This window comes from Gillisia sp. Hel_I_86, assembly GCF_007827275.1.
Taxonomy (GTDB): domain Bacteria; phylum Bacteroidota; class Bacteroidia; order Flavobacteriales; family Flavobacteriaceae; genus Gillisia.
Map to the genome: position 1 here is coordinate 2,515,664 of NZ_VISE01000001.1, position 21,873 is coordinate 2,537,536.

Consider the following 21,873-nt stretch of genomic DNA (forward strand, 5'->3'; position numbering starts at 1 on the left):
AGTTTGGTTAGAAGGGATAATTGATGCCTACGTTATAAACCGCATGTGCTAAATTGTAATCCTTGAACCATCTAGCACCTAGGGATCTTGACGGATCGTAAGTTTTAAGGCCAACATCGAATCGCAAGACGAAAAAGTTGAAATCGTATCGCAATCCTGCTCCCGAACCTATAGCGATGTCTTTTATATCTGATAGTGAAGTAAAAGTAGCGGCAGGATCTTCCACAATATCCAACACATTCCAAATGTTACCAATGTCTATAAAAAACGCACTATTCAAGGCACCAAAAAGATTGTATCTGTATTCGGCATTAAATGCCAATTTCATATTGGCCTCATTAAATTCGTTTCTACCACCAGAACTGCCCGGGCCAAGGTCATAAGCTTGCCAGGCCCTGTTATCATTTGGGCCACCTGCAAAAAAACTTCTAATAAAAGGAATGCTGTTTGCATTTCCATAAGGAATTGCTATTCCTGAAAATGCCCTTATGGCAAAAATATTTTTATTTCCCCAGTTCCAGTATTTTATATAATCAATTTCCGTTTTAACATATTGTGAATAATTTACCCCAAGTACATCATATCTACCCTGATCATCTTTTTGCGCACCGGTTAGGCTGGAGAATGCGGCAAGAAAATTCCCCGCGGTTTCAATTTTAAATCGAAATCGGGAAAAATCATCATCATATAGGTTTTCTTTGTTGTTGCTTAAATAGGTGAAATTTGAAGCAAAGATCAAGTTGTTTTCTGTTAACCTGTCTTTTCTTTCCCGAATGTTGTCTATTACCTGACGCTGATCCTCGGAAATTCCAGAAGTATTGGGATCATTGATGGTGACATCCCTAATAAAACCTTCTGCTCCTGTAGGGATAATTAATTTTCCTTCGCTATTTATATAACTTGGATTTGTTACTACATCCCCAGATTGAACAATTTCATTTAGATTGTTATAGGAGTTCCGATATACATTAAAGTAATTGTCGGTATTTAAATTCCGTACATATTGAATGTTTAAAAGGTCTAGTTTATGTGAAAGTTTTTTTGAGGGAGCCCATCGGTAATTTAGGATGCCGTTTAGATTTTGTTTGTCCAAGCCTATATTGTTCTGTGTGCTAATTCCTAAACTCAATGATGTAAATGGGGACATGTACTTCGGAATGAACTTTTCAGTATTAAAAGGCATGAAAATTCGAGGAAAGGTTAATTTGATATCCGCCCCGATTTCAGAAATATTGAAAAATTGGTCCTTAGAGCTCCCTCTTGCAGCATCCGAAGAAGATCCAACGCTTCCCCTTGCTGAAATTTCAAAATTTTCGGCACCTTTAAAGACATTTCGAATTAATAGGGAGCCTCCAAAACCCACTCCAAAATCTTGGATATTACTTTGAGAAATATCAAAATCGAAACCCAAGGAATATTTTGGCTGCGGACTCAGAAAAATATTCGCGATCAAATCGGTGCTGGTGCTATCTGCAGGATCGAGCGTGTATTCGATATTGGGGTATTTAAAAACTCGTAGAGAACTCATCCTATTATAGGTTCGGGTTCTATCGGTATCCTTAAAGATTTCTCCCGGTTTTATAAAAATGGCATCTGTAATAGCTCGAGGTCTATGTTCAAGTTCCTCAAAACTATAAATATTATATCCTTTATAGGATGCGCTATCGGTTACAGGTTTGTAACGATTGTTAAAAGTGTAATCTGTAAATACATTTACTTTGCTAATAGTGTGTATTTTAAAAGGAACCCGAGTTGTGGTATCTCCTTGGGAAACTTGCCTGTTATTGATTATTACCGTGGCATTTACCTTTTTATTTGTTTCGACGGTATCGGCTTCAAAACTTATATATTCTTGATCGAAATAATACACCCCATTATTTCTGAACAGTCTGGACAATCGATCCCTTTCAGCATTAAAATCCAATGTTTTATATTGAACCCCCGAGGTGATCAAAGAACTGGCTGAATAAGCATTGTATATTGAATCTATTACTACCGAACCAATTCTTTGATTGATGGAATCTACGATATATGGTTTATTAGAGCTTACATAATAATCTATTTCCCCTCTTTTGTTCTCTTGGGGCTTTATCTCGTAATCTATTTCGGCATCAAACCATCCATTATTGAAATACCAAGCCTGTAGTCGGTTTTTGGATTTTTTCGTTAATTCTTCATTTATAATTACCGGTGCTTCCCCCGTTTTTTTGACCCATTTGTTTAAATTTATGTACGCCTCTTCGATTCTGTTTGCTTGTTTTTGAGAATAAATATTCTCTAATCGCTTAATCCTGCGTGGTTTTTTATGAAGCCAGTATTGAAAAGCAGAATCTGGGTCTTGCTTTGCGAGATTATAAAAGTGAAGCCTTAACGGGGTGCCCAGCAATTTTGCATTAGGTTCTTGATATAATTGATTATAAATTCGGGATTCCTTTATTTTTTCACCATTCAGAAATATGGTATTTTCCGTAAGTAGTAATTCGTCATTTTGAACTCTCTTTACTGCATCACAGGAAATGATAAATGCCAGGGTTAAAAATAATAATGATATTTTTGCGGGATAGCGTTTCAATAAAGCTGAATTAGGGATTCAAAAATACATTAATTGCATGGTTAGCAAAAGCCAAATTAAGTTAATAACAAGTCTTGAGCAAAAAAAACATCGAACCAAACTGGGTCTTTTCGTTGTTGAAGGAAAAAAGGGAATTGAGGAACTTTTGGAATCTAATTTCGAATTGCATTTTCTCTACACCACACAAGATATATTTAATGCTCCTAGGGAAAAAAAGCACCTAATTTCCGAAGTTGAACTAAAAAAAATAAGCAGTTTAGTAACCCCACAAATTGGTCTGGCTGTTTTTAGAATACCAGTTGAAAATGAAATAAAATTAAAAGGATTGGTTATGGCCTTGGACGGGGTAAGGGATCCTGGTAATTTGGGAACTATAATTCGGCTTTGTGATTGGTTTGGAGTGGAGACCTTGGTGTGTTCCTTGGATACTGTAGACTGTTACAATTCTAAAGTAGTGCAGGCAACCATGGGGAGTATTGCCCGAGTGGATGTTCATTATTTGGATTTGGCATTATTTCTTGAAGAAAATAATTCACATTTTAAAGTGGGAACTTTTATGGAAGGTGAAAATATATTTGTAACAAATATGCCAAAAGCCGCTATTGTTGTATTGGGAAATGAGGCCCACGGTATTTCCAATAATATTGAAAAGTTAATAGAAAAGAAGATCAATATTCCTCAATTCAGCAATGTGAAAAATACAGAGAGCTTAAATGTGGCAACCGCCACGGCTGTTCTATTAAGTGAAATAAGGCGAAAAGAGAATTATTGAAAAGTAAAATTTAGAAAGATCCCTCTAGTTCTCATTTGTTCTACATTTCCGGTGTATAGACTATTTGGATCTTCGTCCCTAACCAGTTCATCGTTAATACCAAAGATCCCTCTTAAGGAAGGTGAAAATTTAAAGTAATAAAGGTAAAAATCTATTCCTACACCAATTTCATAATAAAATGTATTGGTTTTCATCCTAAACTGCCCAACGCTATTATCATCGGGATTGTTTTCATTGCTGGATAAATTAATGGAGGTCGAGGCTCCGGCCAATACAAAAGGCCTAAAATTGTTGAGTCTATCAGCTGAAAATTTAACCAATAATGGAATATGAACATAGGTTGAATTGATTTCCCGAAAAGTATTTTGATCCGCTTTAAGTGCTTGGAAATTTCGAGTATTAAAGCTAACTCCTGGTTCTAGCCGCAGGTCGAAATTATTGTGCAATTTAAAACTACCAACTAAGCCTACATTAAACCCAACGGATTTTTCAATACTAAAATCTTTTCCTAGCACAGGACTCGGGTTGTATTCTTTATAATCAAAATCAAAATCGTAGGTATTAAAGCCTAAATAATATCCCCAAGACCATCGTTTATTATCGATGTTTTCTTGATTTAAAATACTTTCTCCTGAAAATAATTGAGCATTCGCTTGAGAACAGACCAAACAAAGCCCTAAAATGGCAACAATCTTTTTCATATAGTTATTTAGAAGCTGTGTATATGGTTGCGACACCAAATGTTTGAGGCTTATCTTCTATATCTATAAACCCGGTTTTACTTAAAATATTGTTGAACTTGGCTCCATAAGGAAAAACTGCCGCACTTTCGCTTAAATAGGAATATGCTGCTTTGTCTTTTGAAAATAATTTTCCAATAACCGGTAAAAGGGTAGTGGAATAAAATTTATACCCTTGTTTGTAGGGAAATTTGGTTGGAACTGAAGTTTCCAATATTACAAAAATTCCGTTGGTTTTTAAAACGCGATAAATTTCTGATAGGCCTTTTTCTAAATTTTCAAAATTCCGAACCCCAAATGCTACCGTAATAGCATCGAAGGTTTCGTTTTCGAAAGGAAGAGCTTCAGAATCTGCTTTCACCATTTTAATTTTATCAGAGAGATGTTTCGCTCCAATCTTTTTTCTTCCTACCTCCAACATTCCTTCAGAAATATCCAGCCCAATAATTTCTTTGGCTCCTGATTCAACTAGATTTATTGCTAGATCCCCTGTTCCTGTTGCAATGTCCAGAATGTTTTTCGGATTTTTTTCAGAAACCAAGGAAACAACTTTTTTTCTCCACTTAAGGTCAATCCCGAAAGATATTACACGATTAAGCCCATCGTAGTTTCCAGATATTTTATCAAACATTTGAGCAACTTGCTCTTTCTTGTTTAGATTGGAATCTTTGTAGGGTGTTACTTTTTTATCCATGAAAAAAATTTGGCGCAAAGATAGGGGATATCCTATAAAAGAGTTGATAAGATTGTATATTTATTAAGATTCGACCTTAAAGCAGTTGTATAAAATAACTTATCTTTGATTTTTCATATAACTGGAATATAAGCATGAAGATTATTATTGCCGGTGCAGGAGAAGTCGGCTTTCATCTGGCAAAACTCCTATCCTACGAATCTCAAGACATCACCCTTATAGATAACAATAGGAACAACTTGGTATATGCAGATACTCATTTGGATATACGCACCTTAAAAGGGGATGCTACCTCCATTCATATTCTTAAAGAAGCGCATGTGAAAAATGTAGATCTCGTAATAGGTGTAACTTCCAGTGAAGCTACCAATATTACGGTTTGTGTCTTGGCAAAACAACTTGGAGCAAAAAGAACTATCGCTCGTATTTCCAATACTGAATTTCTGGATTATAAAGATGAAATAGGATTTGATAAATTTGGGATAGATGAGCTCATTTCACCTGAGGCACTTGCAGCACGTGAGATTGCCCTATTGTTAAACCAATCTGCTTTCGATGACAGTTACGAGTTTGAAGATGGCGCTTTAACAATGATTGGCCTTAACCTTTCGCGCACAGCTACTTTTGTTGGTAAAACAGTAAAAGAGGCGGCTAAAATTTTTCCTGAACTTCACTTTGTTCCAATTGCAATTCAGAGGTTTGGCACTCAATATACGCTTATACCTAGGGGAGATACCCAGTTTAAGGAAGGGGACCAAGTTTATTTTATTACGGTGCACAGTGGAGTAGACGAGCTTTATAAGCTTACAGGGAAGGTGAAGCAAACCATTAAAAATGTAATGATCCTAGGTGGCAGTAAAATTGGAAAGAAAACAGCTTCTGATCTTTGCAAAAACAATTTCAAGGTGAAATTAATCGAAAATGATCGCGAAAAAGCATTCGATCTTGCAGATGAGCTCCCAAGCACCTTGGTTATAAATAGTGATGGTAGGAATGTAGAACTTTTAGAGGAGGAGAATATCCACGATATGGATGCCTTTATAGCAGTAACTGGTAATTCTGAAACCAACATCATGTCTTGCCTGGTGGCCAAATCGAAAAGTGTGAAAAAGACGATCGCTTTGGTGGAAAACATGGACTATTTTCAATTAAGCCATTCTATAGGAATAGATACGCTTATCAATAAAAAACTTTTAGCGGCAAACAATATTTTTAGGTTTATAAGAAAAGGAGAAGTCGTAGCCATGACCAAGCTCAATAATATGAATGCGGAATTATTGGAATTTATTGTGAAACCAACTTCTGAGGTGTGTGACACAAAAATAAAAGATCTGGATTTCCCTAGGTCAGCAATTATTGGAGGAATTATTCGTGATGGAGAAGGAATAATTGCTTTGGGAGATTTTATGATTCGGGCTGGCGATAGAATAGTAGTTTGCTGTTTACCTAGGTCCATAAGTAAAGTCGAAAAACTCTTTCTATAATGCCTAAAATGAACTTTAAGATCATCTCGCACATTATGGGGTTACTCCTTTTGTGCAATGGTGGGTTTATGCTATTGGCCGTAATTGTTAGTTGGTATTATGAAGATGGAATAACATTACAAATTTCTTCGGCTTCATTGCTTACCATGTTCGTTGGAACGGTTCTCATGTTTTTTACACGTGGGCATAGAAAAGAGATTAAAAAGAGGGAAGGTTATGTTGTAGTAACTTTTGGTTGGATTTTTATGGCCTTAAGTGGAACATTGCCATATATTTTTTCTGAAGCGATTCCAGATTTCACCAATGCCTTCTTCGAAACAATGTCTGGGTATACCACTACAGGTGCCACTATTATCAATGATATAGAATCCATCCCAAAAGGAATTTTATTTTGGCGAAGTCTTACTCATTGGATAGGGGGAATGGGAATCATTGTTTTGGCAATTGCTATTCTACCGCTATTGGGAATAGGAGGAATGCAACTTTTTTCTGCGGAAGCTCCCGGCCCTAGTGCCGATAAATTAAAACCAAGGATTACAGATACTGCAAAGAGATTATGGTTGATATACTTTCTTTATACATTGGCAGAAACAATATTGCTTAAAGTAGCTGGAATGACTCTCTTTGATGCTGTTAACCATTCTTTGAGCACCCTTTCCACTGGTGGTTTTTCCACTAAAAATGCCAGTCTTGCCTATTGGAATCATCAGCCAATTATTCAGTATATTATTATAGTTTTTATGTTTTTGGCGGGAACCAATTTCGTTTTGAGCTATTTCAGTTTCAAGGGAAAATTTCAAAAAGTATTGCATGACGATGAGTTTAAATGGTATTGTATATTTATCATGTCATTTACTCTCGTTGCAGCTCTGATTATTTATTTTCAGGCAGATGTTTCCATATCTTCTATAACACACCCAATGGTGTGGGGCGAAGCGGAGAGTGCATTTAGGCATTCCTTGTTTCAGGTACTTACTGTTGTTACCACCACTGGATTTATTAGCGCAGATTATACACTATGGACTCCATTTTTAACTGTAATGTTCTTTGGGTTAATGTTTTTAGGTGGGTCGGCGGGGTCTACTGCGGGTGGGGTAAAAGTTATGCGCCATTTGATAATGATAAGAAATGGGGTTACAGAATTCAAACGAAGCCTCCACCCAAATGCTATATTGCCAATTCGTTATAACAAGAGGTCCATAAAACAGGCAATTGTATTCAATATCCTCGGTTTTTTTATTTTATACATGATATCCTTTATATTTGGTGCCCTGGTATTTGCCTTTATGGGTCTGGATTTTATGACTGCAATTGGAGGTGCAGCATCTTCCTTGGGAAATATTGGTCCTGCTTTGGGAGGACTTGGCCCCGTTAATAATTATGATATTTTACCTGCTGCAGGGAAGTGGTGGTCGGCCTTTTTAATGCTTATTGGAAGACTGGAATTATTTACCGTTTTAATTTTATTAACTCCTTTTTTCTGGAGAAATAGATAAAATTAAAATTATTTGCATATCCGCAAAACATCATAAAATGATAGCAGATGTCATTCTGTCCCGACCGTTCGGGAGTTTCAGGATCTCCTATCAATAAAAACCACTACAATAAATGGGGATCCTGAAATGAATTCAGGGTGGCGAGACAACTCTAAGATAAAAAACGGATATACATAAAATTTAAAAAAAAAGCTCTCTATTTCTAGAGAGCTTTTTTTATTCTGATACTCTATGTTTTTTAAGAAACAGCCAATTTTATTCTCTTTAATGCTTCTTTAATCTGATCTTCGCTTGCAGCATATGAGAACCTGATGCAATTGGGACTTCCAAAAGCATCACCTGTTACTGTGGCGACCAAAGCTTCTTCCAATAAAAACATTGAAAAATCTGTTGCGTTATCTATTTGATGCCCTTTTAGTTTTTTTCCGAAGAAAAAGGATATATCTGGGAATACATAAAAAGCTCCTTCTGGTTCTGTCGTTTTAAAACCTTCAATTGCATCCAGCAAGGAAATTATCAATTTACGACGCTCCTTAAAAGTATCGATCATAAATTTAATTTTGCTTACCGGGGCTTCCAATGCTGTAATGACCGCACGTTGGGCGATACAGTTTGCCCCACTGGTAATTTGACCTTGCATTTTATTACAAGCCCTCGCAATCCACTCTGGAGCACCTATATAACCTATTCTCCAGCCGGTCATGGCAAAAGCTTTAGAAACACCATTTACAGTGACCACACGATCATACATGTCATCAAACTGTGCCATCGATGCATGTTCACCAACAAAATTTATATGTTCGTAAATTTCATCGCTTACAACAATGATATCTGGAAAATCAACTAAAACATCGGCTAAAGCCCTTAGTTCTGCTTTGCTATATAACATCCCGCTTGGATTACAAGGAGAACTGTACCAAATCATTTTGGTTTTTGGAGTAATAGCATCCTTTAACTGTTGAGGTGTAATCTTGAAATTGCTATCTACTGTAGTAGGAACTTCTACTGGAATACCCTCTGCTAATTTCACTATTTCGGCATAACTTACCCAGTAAGGGCAAGGTAATATCACTTCGTCTCCCGGATTTAACAAAACCATTGCTGCGTTTGCCAAGGATTGCTTGGCTCCAGTGGAAACCACAATTTGGGATCTATTATAAGTCAATCCATTATCCCTCTTGAATTTAGTGATAATAGCATCTTTCAACTCTACATATCCATCTACAGGTGTATAGGAATTATAATTGTCGTTGATAGCTTGGATAGCGGCATCTTTAATAAAATCCGGCGTATTAAAATCTGGTTCCCCAAGACTTAATCCAATTATATCTTTTCCTTCCTCTTTTAGCTCTCTTGTTTTGGCAGCCATTGCCAAGGTTTGAGAGGTTGCTAAATTATTAATACGGTCTGATAAATGTTTTTGCATAAAATAGAAAATTAGATTTTTTAGGCTGAAATAGGTTTGGTGCCCATTTCTTTCAAGTATTTAAAGTGGGCAGCAATTGCTCCTCGTGTAGTCTGGAATTCATTGTAGGGCAAGTTACATTCCCGTGCTGTTTGCTTTACAATTTCAGCAATTTTAGAATAATGAATATGGCTTATATTTGGAAAGATATGATGCTCTACCTGATGGTTAAGGCCACCGGTAAACCAGTTAACCATTTTGTTCTTGGTAGCAAAATTCACAGTGGTGAATAATTGATGGATTGCCCAAGTATTTTTCATGGTGCCCGCCTTATCCGGTAAAGGCATTTCCGTTTCATTTACAACATGTGCAAGTTGAAATACGATACTTAAGATAAGCCCCGCTGTATAGTGCATCACAAAAAAACCGATCAAGATCTTCCACCAAGCAACAGAAACAAAAAGCATAGGAATTATAATCCAAATAGAAAGGTATATTAATTTTGTGATTGCAATTATGCTCCATTGCTTTGTTGGAGAAGGCAGTTTTCCATAAGAAAGTTTTCTGGACAAGTAATTTTTGGTTTGTTTAAAATCTGTGGTTAGGGCCCAGTTAAATGTTAATAGGCCATAAAGGAATACTGAATAATAATGCTGGAACTTATGGAATTTATGCCATTGCGAATGTTCCGAAAAACGTATAATTCTTCCTGCATCAAGATCTTCATCGTGGCCATGAATATTGGTATACGTATGATGCAGTACATTATGTTGTACCTGCCAATTGTATACGTTTCCAGCTAGAACATAAATTGTTCCCCCCATAAAATTATTGATCCATTTCTTGGAAGAATAGGATCCATGGTTCCCGTCATGCATAACATTCATACCTACACCTGCCATTCCCGCGCCCATTACAATTGTTAGGGCAAGCATCCACCATTGCGAAATATCCAAACTTAGAATTAAAAAGTAAGGCGCAAGGAACAAGGAAAACATTACAATTGTTTTTAAATGCAGTTTCCAATTTCCGGTTTTGGAGATGTTATTGTCCTTAAAATAGGCGTTTACACGTTTATTTAGGGTTTTAAAGAATTTTCCTGAATCTATTCGAGAAAATCTAATCTGATCTTGATTTAATGCCATTTTTTATAACTCTGATTCCAAAGGTAAAACATTCTGCAATTAGCACGCGGTAATTAGGGAAAATTAACGTGATAATTTTAATTACTTTTGCAGCCTAATATAAAACCTTGGATTTAATACAAAAATATTTTCCGGATTTAACTCTTCATCAATTAGATCAATTTCAAGCGATGCAAGCCTTGTACAAGGATTGGAACCTTAAGATCAATGTTGTTTCAAGAAAGGATATAGAAGAATTGTACCTTCGGCATGTGCTGCATTCTTTGGGAATTGCCAAAGTTCAAAAATTTAATTCCGGGGCAAATATTTTGGATGTGGGAACAGGAGGGGGATTTCCCGGGATTCCTTTAGCGATTCTTTTTCCTGAATCTCAATTTCATTTGGTAGATTCTATTGGAAAGAAAATAAAGGTGGTGGATGAAGTGGTGGAAGGCTTACAGTTGAAGAATGTAAAAACAACGAATTCCAGGGTTGAAGAAGTCAAGGGAGAGTTCGATTTTATTGTGAGTAGGGCAGTAGCTGTTATGCCCTCTTTTGTTGCTTGGGTAAAAGGTAAAACCGCCAAGAACAGTTATCATGAATTAAAAAACGGAATTTTATATTTGAAAGGTGGAGACTTAGCTGAAGAATTAAAGATCTACACGACTGCACGCATTTATAATTTGACAGATTATTTTGAAGAAGACTTTTTTGAAACTAAAAAGCTGGTTCATCTTCCATTAAAATATAAGGGATAGACTTTTAAATCTATCCCTATTTTTATTTGATCACTATATTTTTGGAAAACTGGGAATTCATGGTAAAAAGTTTTACTATATAGATTCCTGTAGCGTTTTCGTACACTGGCAATCGAATTTCTTTTAAATTTGAAATTTCTATGTATTCTTGAACCTTTTGCCCAAGCAAATTATAAATTTCCACCCGTTGTATAGGCAATAGAGTTGGGTTAAAAATTGACAATTCTTTGTTATTGCTTAAATAATCCATATCCATCTGCACATCTAACAATGGCTCTGGGGTTACTACCACAATTTCTTCATCAGTAGGTGTTTCCTCTTCAGGTTCCGCATCAGCATCTTCGGGCTTAAAGAATACGATTTCGAATCGCTCATAATAAGCTCCAGGTTCTATTTCCATTTTAAATTCAGAATCCCTAAGATCATGGTATTTATTTTCTTTTATATCTTTTACATAAATGTTGGTTTCTCCAGGTATATTTTCCAATTTATTTATTTCAATTTTAAATTCTCCTTTTTGAGAAATGTAGATCCCTATTGGCAGTACCTGGTCTACATCAAAATTGGACACACCTTGAATTACATATTCCCTGTTATTTATTAACCAGAAAAAATCTTCGAGATTGTAATCATTTAAAGCCGCATCATAACCCAAGTCGAAGCCATTGGTTGCAAAACTACTGGTTCCCACCAAGATTTGGCGGTGATAACCCATAGGAGAGCTAAAATCCAATCTTATTTTAGAATCGGAAATTTCGTCTTTTCCTTTTTTGTCAATATTTTCTGGCTTCAAAAATTGAGAGGAATTTGTTGTTTCAGTCTCAAAAACCCGTTGCCTATTTTTAAAAAGCACATTTCCGCCATCCACGGTATAACCCCCAGAAACATCCTCATCTAAAACGGTATTAATAAAGAAGCCTTGACCTACAGGAATATACTGGCCGGGAATTTTTGTTCCAGATTCGTTATTAGCATTAATCCTATCGTCGAAAGATATGGCAGGAACCCCATCTATAAGATTACGGGTGGCATATCCACCTATATATTCACTAAGAATATGGGTTTTTCCAGAAAAGTGATCCCAAAAATAAAGTGCACCATTAAAAATATTTCCAGTAGGATTTGTTCCTCCACTATCTTTTAAATTATCCAATATGAATTTTTTTGCATCTAGTGCAGAAGGATAGGGATTCCCTAACATGTAGTTCTGATCTTTACCAATCGTCAAAGTAATATTTCCATTGTTTGGTTTTCCTTTAAAAACATAATTTTGACGGTATGAAATTTCTGCCGTTCCAGAAGTTCCTTTCATAGTATATGCTTCCCCCACATTTAATGTACCCGTGCTTCCTATGTGTTCATATTCATCATATTCATTAGCTTTCCCTCTAAATTTAAAAAGCCAGTAATTACTTATTTTTCTGGGACTGGCTGCAGGTCCATCTGCATAGGTTACACCCTGACCAAAATCGATATTTCTTGGGGATCCGGAATTTGTTCCATCAAGCAAAACACTGGCAACGGTATATGTTGAATTTAAAGAATTTCCTTGGGGAACTACCGGTGAACTCCAGTAATTGTAATTATAACTACTGGCGGTGCCTTGTTGATCCCTTTCCAGAAAACCTGTGCTTGATTCATCAATGGTACTAATTATTGATTGGCCAGGGGTTGAACTATCGGTTTGGATCAATTGTGATTCTCCCACAAGATCAATTATTCCATTTAATTTTAGATAATGTGTAATAGTTAGGGACTGTCCTGAATTATTTTCATTAAGGGCCTCATTGGAATTTGCAATGGTAAGTTTTTCATCATTGGAAAGTAATCCAAGAAGTTTTATATTTTTTCCTCCTGAACTTATATTGTGCGAGATACTTGCAATATTCCAGTCAATAGTAGTTTCACTATCAATTCCCAAACTGTTGGGCGGGTCCCAGACCTGTGGCCTTAACCAGGTAGCATCTGCATACCATTGTCCTACCTTTGTGGAAATATAAGGTAATGGAGCTGTACGCTGCTGCGTAGTTGTAATATTTATCAATTTTCCAGACGGGCTTCCTGTAATTTTTCCAGGAGTTAATCCATTTTCAGATATTTCCAATTGATAGTAGCCTTCAAGCGAACTCCAGGTCAAATCACCAGGTACGTTCAACGGAATTTCAAAACCACGCACTTTTCCTCCATTTTCCTGCAATTTCTGGTTCATCATAAATTGCAATTGCTCTGTGGTAATTGCAGTATTCCATATTCTCACTTCCTCTATCCATCCGTGAAAATAATTTTGTGGAGCTAAGGGAGCATTTGCATCGTACATGGCTCCAATTAAGAAAGGCTGAGATAAACTGGTGGGGGCGCCGGGAGATCCCTCACTCACTAAAATTCCATCTACATATAATCCGGGGTTGGTTCCGCCCTTTATCACAGAAATGTGATACCACCTGTCTGTTCCAATTGGATATTTCGAGGCCAAGCTTGAAGTGTTCCATCTGAATTTTGGAATGTTATTATCAATTATAAGGTCAAATCCTGCTGCTAAATTACTGGCATCCCTTTTAGATACGATGGTTTTTATTCCAGCGGTTGTACTTGGATCCTGTTTGATCCAGGCTTCCATTGTAAAGTCTCCGGATAAATTAAAATTATCTCCAAAAACAATATGGTCATCAGTACCATCAAAATCGATGGTACTACAATTGCTAAAGGATATTTTTACATCATCGCTTGCTCCGCAGGGCACACTCCATCTTAAAGTATAAGTACCCTGGCTTCCAGTAAACAAAGTAGTAGGGTCTTTATCATCCTCAAAACTTCCCCCTGCTGGACCGTTTTCTATTGTCCATTGTCCAAAAAGTTCTTCCTCCCCTTCCGCAAATGCATAATTAAATTGAGCCTCTAGGTTGATAGAGGTTATCCCACATTCCAAAACCTGGTCCGGACCGGCTACTGCCAACAATTCTTCAGGTTGACCTATTGTAACCGGTATCTGGATTTCACATCCATTAGCGTCTATTACTTTTACAGTATATTCCTTGGCGGCAAGGTTGGTTGCTGTTGGAGAGGTTTGGCCATTGGACCAAACATAGATATAGGGGTCACCCGTGGTATTTGGCGTTCCGCCTGAAGCCAGTACAGTTGCGCTACCATCTTCCCCGCCAAAACAAGTTGCATTTGTAATGGAAGAAGGCTCAAGAGTCAGTGGATTGGTAGGTTCGGTAATTTCCACATCTTCTACCGTAAACGTATTTATTGGATTGTCACTATCACTCACAATAACGTCATAAATGCCTGCTTCTAGATTTTCAAAAATTTCACTTGATTGGTTGGTTCTAACAACTGCTCCATCTATGGCATTTATCAATTTGTACTGATAAGGTGAAGTCCCGCCAGAAGCCCGTACGCTAATACGCCCGTTGGACGCGCCATTACAAAGGAGTTCATTGGGGAAAGCTACCGCATATAAAGGAGAATCTACAGTGGCATTGTTATTTGTGGAATAGCATTTTGGTTTATTACCTTCACCACAATTATCCCTCTTTCGGTTACTGAAGGTAAGATAAATACCTTCTATTTTTACAATATTACCACAGGTATATTCGATCTGAAATGTTTCGGCACGGTCTGGAATTGCCTGTTTTTCGTAAAAACAACCTACTTCTTTAAAATTCTTGACCTCCCCAGTTTCAATATTTTCTATGGAATAGATCAATTCTACATTTAGTGAATATCTGTCAGGATTTGTAGGGATATAGATATAGATGAATTTAAAATCTGCGTTACTACAATTGGAAGATGTTATGGGGTTTCCGTTAGCGTCCCCTATATAATAATCATCAATTCCCAAGTCACTTGAACCACAATCATCTGAAAAACATCCGCCTACGTATTGAATAATGGTCTGCTGAAACTCCAGCCCATTACTGTCCCTAACAATCATCGTGGTTTGTTTGTCACCAATAGTTTCATAAGTAAGTCTATGCGGACCAATACCCGTGGCTGCTGCCATAGAGCCATCCCCTTCAAATATCCATTCAAAGGTATAGGGTGCCGTCCCGCCTCGAAGCGTGGTTTCATCCACTTTAAAATATGAAGTCCTGATAATATCACCAGATGCTTCACACACTGAAGTAGGCACAATCTCAGCTTCAATACTGTCAACTACAATTACTTCGTCTGTTACGGTACAAGCATTGGTGTCAGTAACTGTAACTGTATATTTCCCCGCGAGAAGTGAATTGGCACTTTGTCCCGTTTGTCCATTGGACCATAGAAAAGTGTATCCCCCGCTTCCTCCACCTACCTGCACGGTAGCAGTTCCGGTCGCCGAACCAAAAGAGGTGGTTTCAGTGGTAAGGAACCCTGTAATTTGTAATTGAGTTGGTGTAGATACCGTGATTGTCCTGACTTTGCTGCAACCATTTTCATCGGTGATGGTTACCGTATGATCTCCTGGAGCCAATCCTGTGGCTTGTTGGGCTGTTTGCCCGTTGCTCCATAAATAGTTGTAAGCTCCTGTTCCACCAGTTGCTTCTACAGTTGCGGTTCCATTGTTTTGCTGGTAACAACCCGATGTTGTTTGAACATTTATAATATCAATAAAAGTATCGGGTTCAGTGATTACAACTTGCTGGGGTGCGGTTTCACATCCGTTCGTGTCGGTTACTGTTACTGAATAGGTGCCAGCGGGCAAATTGGTTTTAGTAGCTCCCTCACCAAGCGATCCCCAAGAATAGGTATAGGGGGCAGTTCCACCACTTGCTGTGGCAGTTACTTCCCCTGTAGCTTGTCCATTACATAAAACATCGGTTTTTGAAACGGTGGGCAATACCAGTAATTCGGGTTGCGTAATTTCTACGGTAGAAGATAAAGTGACTACACATGAAGTGTTACCGGCATCCCTGATATATACGGTAAAAATTCCAGGACTTAGATTATCGAAATTACTTGCTTGTTGCCAATTGTTGGAATCAAGACTAAATTCAAAGTTTCCATAACCACCCGATGGGTCAGAAATGATAATGCTTCCATCTGTCAAGCCAAAGCAGGAAATATTTACAGTTGAAATATCGGCATTGAGAGGAGAAGGTCGCGTGATTTCAAGATTTGTCATAAGGTTTAAAACGCAAGCAGGATTTTCTTTATCGCGCATTAAAACATTGAAAAAACCTTCAGAAAGATTAGTAAATTCTGAAGATGCCTGCCAAGAATTTCCATTGTCCTTGCTAAATTCATAGGTTCCGTAACCCCCAGTAAAATTGGTCACTGAAATTGTTCCATCGTTTTGGTCATTGCAGGTGATATTTGTAAAAGATACTTCCGCATTCAGTAATTCTGGCTGTGTAATTTCTACTGGTTGGGTAGCAATACAGTTTTTGGAATCTTTTACCGTGAGGGTGTAATCTTTAGCTGCCAACCCAGAAAAGGTGTTCGAAGCCTGAAACGTAGTCCCATCAATAGAGTACTGATAATTGGTGTTGCCCCCTGCAACGGTGCCGGCAGTGATTGTTCCATCACTTGCCCCAAAACAGCTTACTGGGGCAAAATCCGCGGGCTGCATGGTAAGTTCAGTTGGTTGTGTTACTTCGATCGTTCGGGTAGCAATACAGTTTTTGGAATCTTTTACCGTGATGGTGTAATCTTTAGCTGCCAACCCAGAAAAGGTGGTCGAAGCCTGAAACGTAGTTCCATCAATAGAGTACTGATAATTGGTGTTGCCCCCTGTAACGGTACCGGCAGTGATTGTTCCGTCACTTGCCCCAAAACAGCTTACGGGGGTAAAGGTTGCGGGCTGCATGGTAAGTTCAAATGGTTGTGTTACTTCGATCGTTCGGGTAGCAATACAGTTTTTGGAATCTTTTACCGTGATGGTATAATTTTTAGCTATCAATCCAGAAAACGTGTTCGAAGCCTGAAACGTAGTTCCATCAATAGAGTACTGATAATTGGTGTTGCCCCCTGTAACGGTACCGGCAGTGATTGTTCCGTCACTTGCCCCAAGACAGCTTACAGGAGTAAAATCCGCGGGCTCCATGGTAAGTTCAGTTGGTTGTGAAATCACAAAAGATCGAGAATCCTTATTATTTTCAGAATCGGTTACTGTAATTATATAGGTTCCAGCCGAAAGCCCTGAAAGATCCTCAGAAGTTGATGCACTTCCACTCCAGCTTACGGTATAGGTTCCAACTGCGCCAGAAATAGTGATATCAATTGAACCATTATTCCCATTAAAACAGGAAACATGATTTTCCACACCGGTAATAGAAAGTACCGCTGTCTTGTTCTTTGCCGTTAAATGAGTGAAAGTAGAACCAAAAAGAAAAACAAATAGAAAGAAGGTTCTACCCCAGAGAGTAATTTTTCCCATATAATTTTGTTTATAACAGTTAACAAATGTACGTAGAATGTTTATAAACAGTTTTGATAAATGGCATAAATTTTCGATAAAATGCACATTTAGTGCATTTTAGGCACTTATAACTAAGCAATTTTAAAAATATGTAAGATATTTCTTGTTAATTTTTTATAAAGATATTTTGGGTTCAATAAAGTAAACTCCAAAAAAGCTTTTTTCTGGTTCTCATTTCCTTATGGATATCTAAAAAAAGATATGAAAGAAATGACGCTTATTTAATGCCAAGCGGTTCTCGGTAATTGAGGTAAATGACATTTCACTCATTTTTTCGGACAATCTAAAAGGAGTTGATAAAGTAGATGGTTGTCTTAACAAGCCAAATAACACAATAAAAAAACAGAGAAATGACCCAAAGATTTATTATACTTATTGATTTTTAGGAGTATTCGTGTAACCTGTTGTACCCAATTAAAAATCATGATCTTTCCTTCGAATTTTAATTAAATGAACTTATCTTTGATACTATCAAATGATACTATCAAATGAAACCGCCTTACGATATTACTCCAGAGATTTTAAGACTGATAACTTCAATTTCTGAGAAAGTTGGAGCTATCAATGCAAATTATCTTAACAAACCTTCTCCCAAACTAAGAAAGGAAAATAGAATAAAGACAATTCATTCCTCTTTAAAAATAGAGGGCAACACATTGACGGAAGAACAGATTACTGCGTTGCTTGAAAACAAAAGAATAATTGGTCCAAAGAAAGACGTTAAGGAAGTTTTGAATGCAATCAAGATTTATGAACATTTAGAAAATTATAAACCATTTAATGAACATTCATTCTTAGAATGCCATAAACATTTAATGGAAACTCTAATTGAAGATGCCGGAAAATATAGAAAACAAGGTGTAGGTATTATGAAAGGTACACAAGTGGAACATTATGCTCCTCCTCATGAAAATGTTCCCTTTTTGATGAAAGATCTATTTAACTATTTAAAATCATCGAAAGAAATAGAGTTAATTAAAAGCTGTGTCTTTCACTATGAAATGGAATTTATTCATCCATTTTTAGATGGAAATGGAAGAATGGGCAGATTATGGCAAACTTTAATTCTAATGGAAAAATATCCTGTATTTGAATATTTACCCTTTGAAACATTGATAAGCAAGAACCAGGAAAAATACTATAAAGCGCTATCAGATAGTGACAAGTCAGGAAAATCAACGGAATTCATTAAATATATGTTTGGAGTAATCAATAAGTCTTTAGAGGAATTATTAAACTTCAATAGCCGCACATTAACTCAAAAAGACCGCCTTGAGTATTTTGTGTCATTCAATAAAAGAGAATTTTCTAGAAAGGATTATATGGAAATTTTCAAAGGTATCTCTGTTGCAACAGCAAGTCGAGATCTTAAAAAAGGAGTAGAACTTAAATTATTTAAAAAAATAGGAGATAAGAATAAAACTAAATATATAATTTAACTGGGCACAACATCGGTAAGCGCAAATAGCGGGCAATCGAGTGAAAAGTATTATTTTAGAAACCAATTAACAAACAACTAAGCCGACAAGAATGCGTCCCCATTCCACGCTACTTGCCAAGACCGATAAAGTAGGCTTGTGATTGGACCAAACAAATAGATGCCGAAATTCTTTTGCTTCATTAAACCATAGTATTTGGGCCTGCACTTACCGAAAATGAAATCAGAGAGCACATTGCTAGAACCACCAATGAGGAAGCACTTTAAACATTAAAATTACTTGCAAAATAGCTCATTCCGAATACCTTAAAGGTTTCTTATCAAGTTTCAGAAAGTCCTTTGCAACTTATTTTAGTTAAATTATTATTGGAGCCGTTTTAAAATTTAATTTTTGTTGGGCTGCAATGCTGATCAACATTAAAATAACATGGGATAAGCTGTTGGAATGTGGATTTTCAAAGTGAAAAACAACACCAGCATTTCACCCACTTTATAGACGAGAAATAATATCTTTGCGGGTTGATATATGAGCATAAAAAAGAATGAACTTAACGATTGAAAATATTTTACTGGTTGGCTCTTTATTACTTCTTATAAGTATTTTTGCCGGTAAGACTTCCTATAAATTTGGCGTGCCAACCTTATTGCTCTTTTTGGCAATAGGAATGTTGGCGGGCTCTGATGGCATTGGAGGTATCCTTTTTGATGATCCAAAACTTGCTCAATTTATTGGTATAGTATCCCTTAATTTTATCTTATTTTCTGGCGGACTTGATACCAACTGGACAACTGTTAAACCCATTCTTTGGGAAGGAATAGCATTATCCACATTAGGCGTTTTATTGACAGCAATTTCTCTTGGCACATTTGTATGGCTTGTTACCGACTTTACTATTTATGAAAGCCTGTTATTGGGTTCTATAGTGTCATCCACAGATGCAGCAGCAGTATTTTCAATTCTGCGCTCAAAAAGCCTTGCACTAAAAACCAACCTGAGACCCACTTTAGAGTTGGAAAGCGGAAGTAATGATCCCATGGCATATGTGCTCACGCTTGCATTTTTAACCTTGGTGATCCATCAAGACCAAGGTTTTATCTCCATAATCCCCTTGTTTTTACAACAAATGATTGTGGGTGGAGTTGCAGGTATTGCCTTCGGTATGCTTAGTAAATATATCATAAACAAAATCAAACTTGACTTTGAAGGTCTTTACCCCGTTTTGGTTATCTCCCTGATGTTCATAACATTTTCTGCTACAGATTTTGTAGGAGGTAACGGGTTTCTTGCAATTTACATTTGTGCGGTTTACTTGGGCAACCAAGACCTGATACATAAAAAAACCATTTTAAAGATGTTTGATGGTTTGGCTTGGTTAATGCAAATTGTTCTGTTCCTCACTTTAGGATTACTTGTTTTTCCTTCTCAAATTATTCCATATATAGGAATTGGGCTGCTTATTTCATTATTCTTAATAGTGGTTGCCCGGCCTATAGGCGTGTTTATTAGCCTCATGTTTTTCAAAATGAAGTTGAGAAGAAGGTTTTATATTTCTTGGGTTGGGTTGCGAGGTGCTGTCCCTATTGTGTTTGCTACTTATCCGCTATTGGCCGGAATTGACAAGGCAAACATGATCTTTAACATTGTGTTTTTTATTTCCGTCACCTCCATATTAATTCAGGGCACTACTCTTTCTGTTGTTGCAAAATGGTTGAATGTAGGATTACCAGAAGAAAAAAAGAAATTGACCGCAACTGATTTGTTATTGGCGGAAAACCCAAAAGCTGAAATGAAAGAACTCTTAATAACTCCAGACTGCTTTGCTGTAGATAAGAAAATTGTGGAATTGGGCTTTCCGAAAAATGCTATAATAGCAATGATTAAAAGAGATGATAGCTATATAGTCCCAAACGGTTTAACAAAAATTAAATCACAAGATACGCTTATTGTGCTTGCTGATAGGCCTAAAATTTTTGATGAAGTTTACAAAACACTTAAAACGAATAAAGTATAGGAGATTCAAAGTTCCGGTTGAGGTAAAATACAATCCCCCCAGCTTTCCGGACGGTTTTTAGCCCAGAGGCCACAATAAAACTTGCAAAATATTTCTATGGCCCTGTCTCGAGGATAGTTGGTTTTAAGAAATTTTTTATTCGCCTTTTGGAATTTTGAGGAGTAAGTAGGCTTGACTTAATGCGGTTGCAGGCCCGGCCCCACTTTCTTTAAAATTCACTATGATTTTTCCATCACTTTTATAAATTCGATTTATTGTTATCTTGCTACAGCAATAATTATAAAATTCACCGATAACAATTATTAAGTTATTATTAGAAAAATCGAAAGTTGGATTTCTTAAATTTTCTGCTTGCATCGGATTTACTCTCTCAATTTCAAGGATAAAACCATTCCATTCATTTTCATTTTCAAAAACTTTAAACTGCTTAGGGATTTTATTTTCGTCCGAATAACTTAATGTACTTTCTTCTATTATTTCAAAAGAAATTTCATTTCCAATTTCATTTTTGGAACAACCAAGAAATAGAAAAATTGAGCAAATAATTATCATTAATTTTTTCATCTTAATATTTTTGCTTTATAAGATGGATACGAAATTTAACTTTTGGCTGCTTCTAAATTTATTATAAAAATGTTTATGTAGATCCGTTTTTTGACCTAATAGTTCTTTCATCACCCTGAGACCTATGATAAAAAATTATCTAGCGTAGGGAATTGACGTGTTTTTTATATAAGCTGATGGGATGCTGAAACAAGTTCAGCATGACGACAATTCCGCATCGTCACCCTGGACTGGTTTCAGGGTCATGGATTCACAAATAAATAAAAATACGTCAATGGTAATTTATTTCAGGGTCTCCATATTGTATTGATTTACATTGAAATGAGATTCTGAAACTTTCGAGTGGTCAGGTCAGAATGGCGTCCTTTTTCAGTTAGGATACTTTACGGATATTCGAAAAAAGTTTCC

Annotated in this window: 13 protein-coding genes; 6 read left to right on the forward strand and 7 right to left on the reverse strand. The window is 36.7% G+C overall.

Annotated elements, in window-relative coordinates; translation table 11 throughout:
• Positions 1–7 precede the first annotated feature (7 nt).
• On the reverse strand, positions 8–2,572 hold the full coding sequence (locus tag JM83_RS11420) for a POTRA domain-containing protein (protein WP_144962189.1): 2,565 nt from the start codon (positions 2,570–2,572) through the stop codon (positions 8–10).
• A 37-nt stretch (positions 2,573–2,609) separates the two neighbouring features.
• On the opposite strand from JM83_RS11420, the gene JM83_RS11425 reads away from it, so the two are divergent.
• Complete coding sequence (locus JM83_RS11425; protein ID WP_144962191.1) at positions 2,610–3,344, forward strand: TrmH family RNA methyltransferase; 735 nt, start codon at positions 2,610–2,612, stop codon at positions 3,342–3,344.
• On the opposite strand, the gene JM83_RS11430 is transcribed toward JM83_RS11425, so the two are convergent.
• The gene (locus JM83_RS11430) at positions 3,338–4,045 is read right to left on the reverse strand and encodes a porin family protein (RefSeq protein ID WP_144962192.1); all 708 of its coding nucleotides are present in this window, start codon (positions 4,043–4,045) and stop codon (positions 3,338–3,340) included. The two genes, JM83_RS11425 and JM83_RS11430, sit on opposite strands and share 7 nt — an antisense overlap.
• 4 nt (positions 4,046–4,049) lie before the next feature.
• Positions 4,050–4,778, reverse strand: coding sequence for a bifunctional demethylmenaquinone methyltransferase/2-methoxy-6-polyprenyl-1,4-benzoquinol methylase UbiE (gene ubiE / locus JM83_RS11435; RefSeq protein ID WP_144962194.1), 729 nt, complete (start codon positions 4,776–4,778; stop codon positions 4,050–4,052).
• 134 nt (positions 4,779–4,912) lie between these two features.
• Here ubiE and trkA point away from each other — a divergent pair, with 134 nt between their 5' ends.
• Both trkA and JM83_RS11445 read left to right on the forward strand, forming a co-directional pair.
• Positions 4,913–6,262 carry a Trk system potassium transporter TrkA gene (gene trkA / locus JM83_RS11440; RefSeq protein WP_144962196.1) on the forward strand — a complete coding sequence of 450 codons (1,350 nt, stop codon included), beginning with the start codon at positions 4,913–4,915 and terminating at the stop codon, positions 6,260–6,262.
• Positions 6,262–7,758 carry a TrkH family potassium uptake protein gene (locus JM83_RS11445; protein ID WP_144962198.1) on the forward strand — a complete coding sequence of 499 codons (1,497 nt, stop codon included), beginning with the start codon at positions 6,262–6,264 and terminating at the stop codon, positions 7,756–7,758. Before trkA ends, JM83_RS11445 begins: the two co-directional genes overlap by 1 nt.
• Positions 7,759–7,996: 238 nt before the next feature.
• On the opposite strand, the gene JM83_RS11450 is transcribed toward JM83_RS11445, so the two are convergent.
• Positions 7,997–9,184 (reverse strand): pyridoxal phosphate-dependent aminotransferase, encoded by a 1,188-nt coding sequence (locus tag JM83_RS11450; protein ID WP_144962200.1) that lies wholly within the window; start codon positions 9,182–9,184, stop codon positions 7,997–7,999.
• Between the two features lie 20 nt (positions 9,185–9,204).
• Complete coding sequence (locus tag JM83_RS11455) at positions 9,205–10,308, reverse strand: fatty acid desaturase family protein (protein ID WP_144962202.1); 1,104 nt, start codon at positions 10,306–10,308, stop codon at positions 9,205–9,207.
• A gap of 107 nt (positions 10,309–10,415) precedes the next feature.
• On the opposite strand from JM83_RS11455, the gene rsmG reads away from it, so the two are divergent.
• Complete coding sequence (gene rsmG / locus JM83_RS11460; RefSeq protein WP_144962204.1) at positions 10,416–11,045, forward strand: 16S rRNA (guanine(527)-N(7))-methyltransferase RsmG; 630 nt, start codon at positions 10,416–10,418, stop codon at positions 11,043–11,045.
• 22 nt (positions 11,046–11,067) lie between these two features.
• Here the strand turns inward: rsmG and JM83_RS11465 are convergent, their stop codons facing one another.
• Positions 11,068–17,409, reverse strand: a complete 6,342-nt coding sequence (locus JM83_RS11465; RefSeq protein WP_144962207.1) for a LamG-like jellyroll fold domain-containing protein — start codon at positions 17,407–17,409, stop codon at positions 11,068–11,070.
• Positions 17,410–17,939: 530 nt separating this feature from the next.
• On the opposite strand from JM83_RS11465, the gene JM83_RS11470 reads away from it, so the two are divergent.
• Positions 17,940–18,890 (forward strand): Fic family protein, encoded by a 951-nt coding sequence (locus JM83_RS11470; protein ID WP_144962209.1) that lies wholly within the window; start codon positions 17,940–17,942, stop codon positions 18,888–18,890.
• A 541-nt stretch (positions 18,891–19,431) separates the two neighbouring features.
• Positions 19,432–20,901 carry a potassium/proton antiporter gene (locus JM83_RS11475; RefSeq protein ID WP_144962211.1) on the forward strand — a complete coding sequence of 490 codons (1,470 nt, stop codon included), beginning with the start codon at positions 19,432–19,434 and terminating at the stop codon, positions 20,899–20,901.
• Positions 20,902–21,036: 135 nt separating this feature from the next.
• Here JM83_RS11475 and JM83_RS11480 read toward each other — a convergent pair whose 3' ends face one another.
• Positions 21,037–21,465 (reverse strand): hypothetical protein, encoded by a 429-nt coding sequence (locus tag JM83_RS11480; RefSeq protein ID WP_144962213.1) that lies wholly within the window; start codon positions 21,463–21,465, stop codon positions 21,037–21,039.
• Between the last annotated feature and the right edge of the window lie 408 nt (positions 21,466–21,873).

Coding starts and splice junctions, on each gene's coding strand:
- JM83_RS11425 (WP_144962191.1), top strand. CDS start 2,610: ATGGTTAGCAAAAGCCAAATTAAGTTAATAACAAGTCTTGAGCAAAAA.
- JM83_RS11430 (WP_144962192.1), bottom strand. CDS start 4,045: ATGAAAAAGATTGTTGCCATTTTAGGGCTTTGTTTGGTCTGTTCTCAA.
- ubiE (WP_144962194.1), bottom strand. CDS start 4,778: ATGGATAAAAAAGTAACACCCTACAAAGATTCCAATCTAAACAAGAAA.
- trkA (WP_144962196.1), top strand. CDS start 4,913: ATGAAGATTATTATTGCCGGTGCAGGAGAAGTCGGCTTTCATCTGGCA.
- JM83_RS11445 (WP_144962198.1), top strand. CDS start 6,262: ATGCCTAAAATGAACTTTAAGATCATCTCGCACATTATGGGGTTACTC.
- JM83_RS11450 (WP_144962200.1), bottom strand. CDS start 9,184: ATGCAAAAACATTTATCAGACCGTATTAATAATTTAGCAACCTCTCAA.
- JM83_RS11455 (WP_144962202.1), bottom strand. CDS start 10,308: ATGGCATTAAATCAAGATCAGATTAGATTTTCTCGAATAGATTCAGGA.
- JM83_RS11465 (WP_144962207.1), bottom strand. CDS start 17,409: ATGGGAAAAATTACTCTCTGGGGTAGAACCTTCTTTCTATTTGTTTTT.
- JM83_RS11470 (WP_144962209.1), top strand. CDS start 17,940: ATGAAACCGCCTTACGATATTACTCCAGAGATTTTAAGACTGATAACT.
- JM83_RS11475 (WP_144962211.1), top strand. CDS start 19,432: ATGAACTTAACGATTGAAAATATTTTACTGGTTGGCTCTTTATTACTT.
- JM83_RS11480 (WP_144962213.1), bottom strand. CDS start 21,465: ATGAAAAAATTAATGATAATTATTTGCTCAATTTTTCTATTTCTTGGT.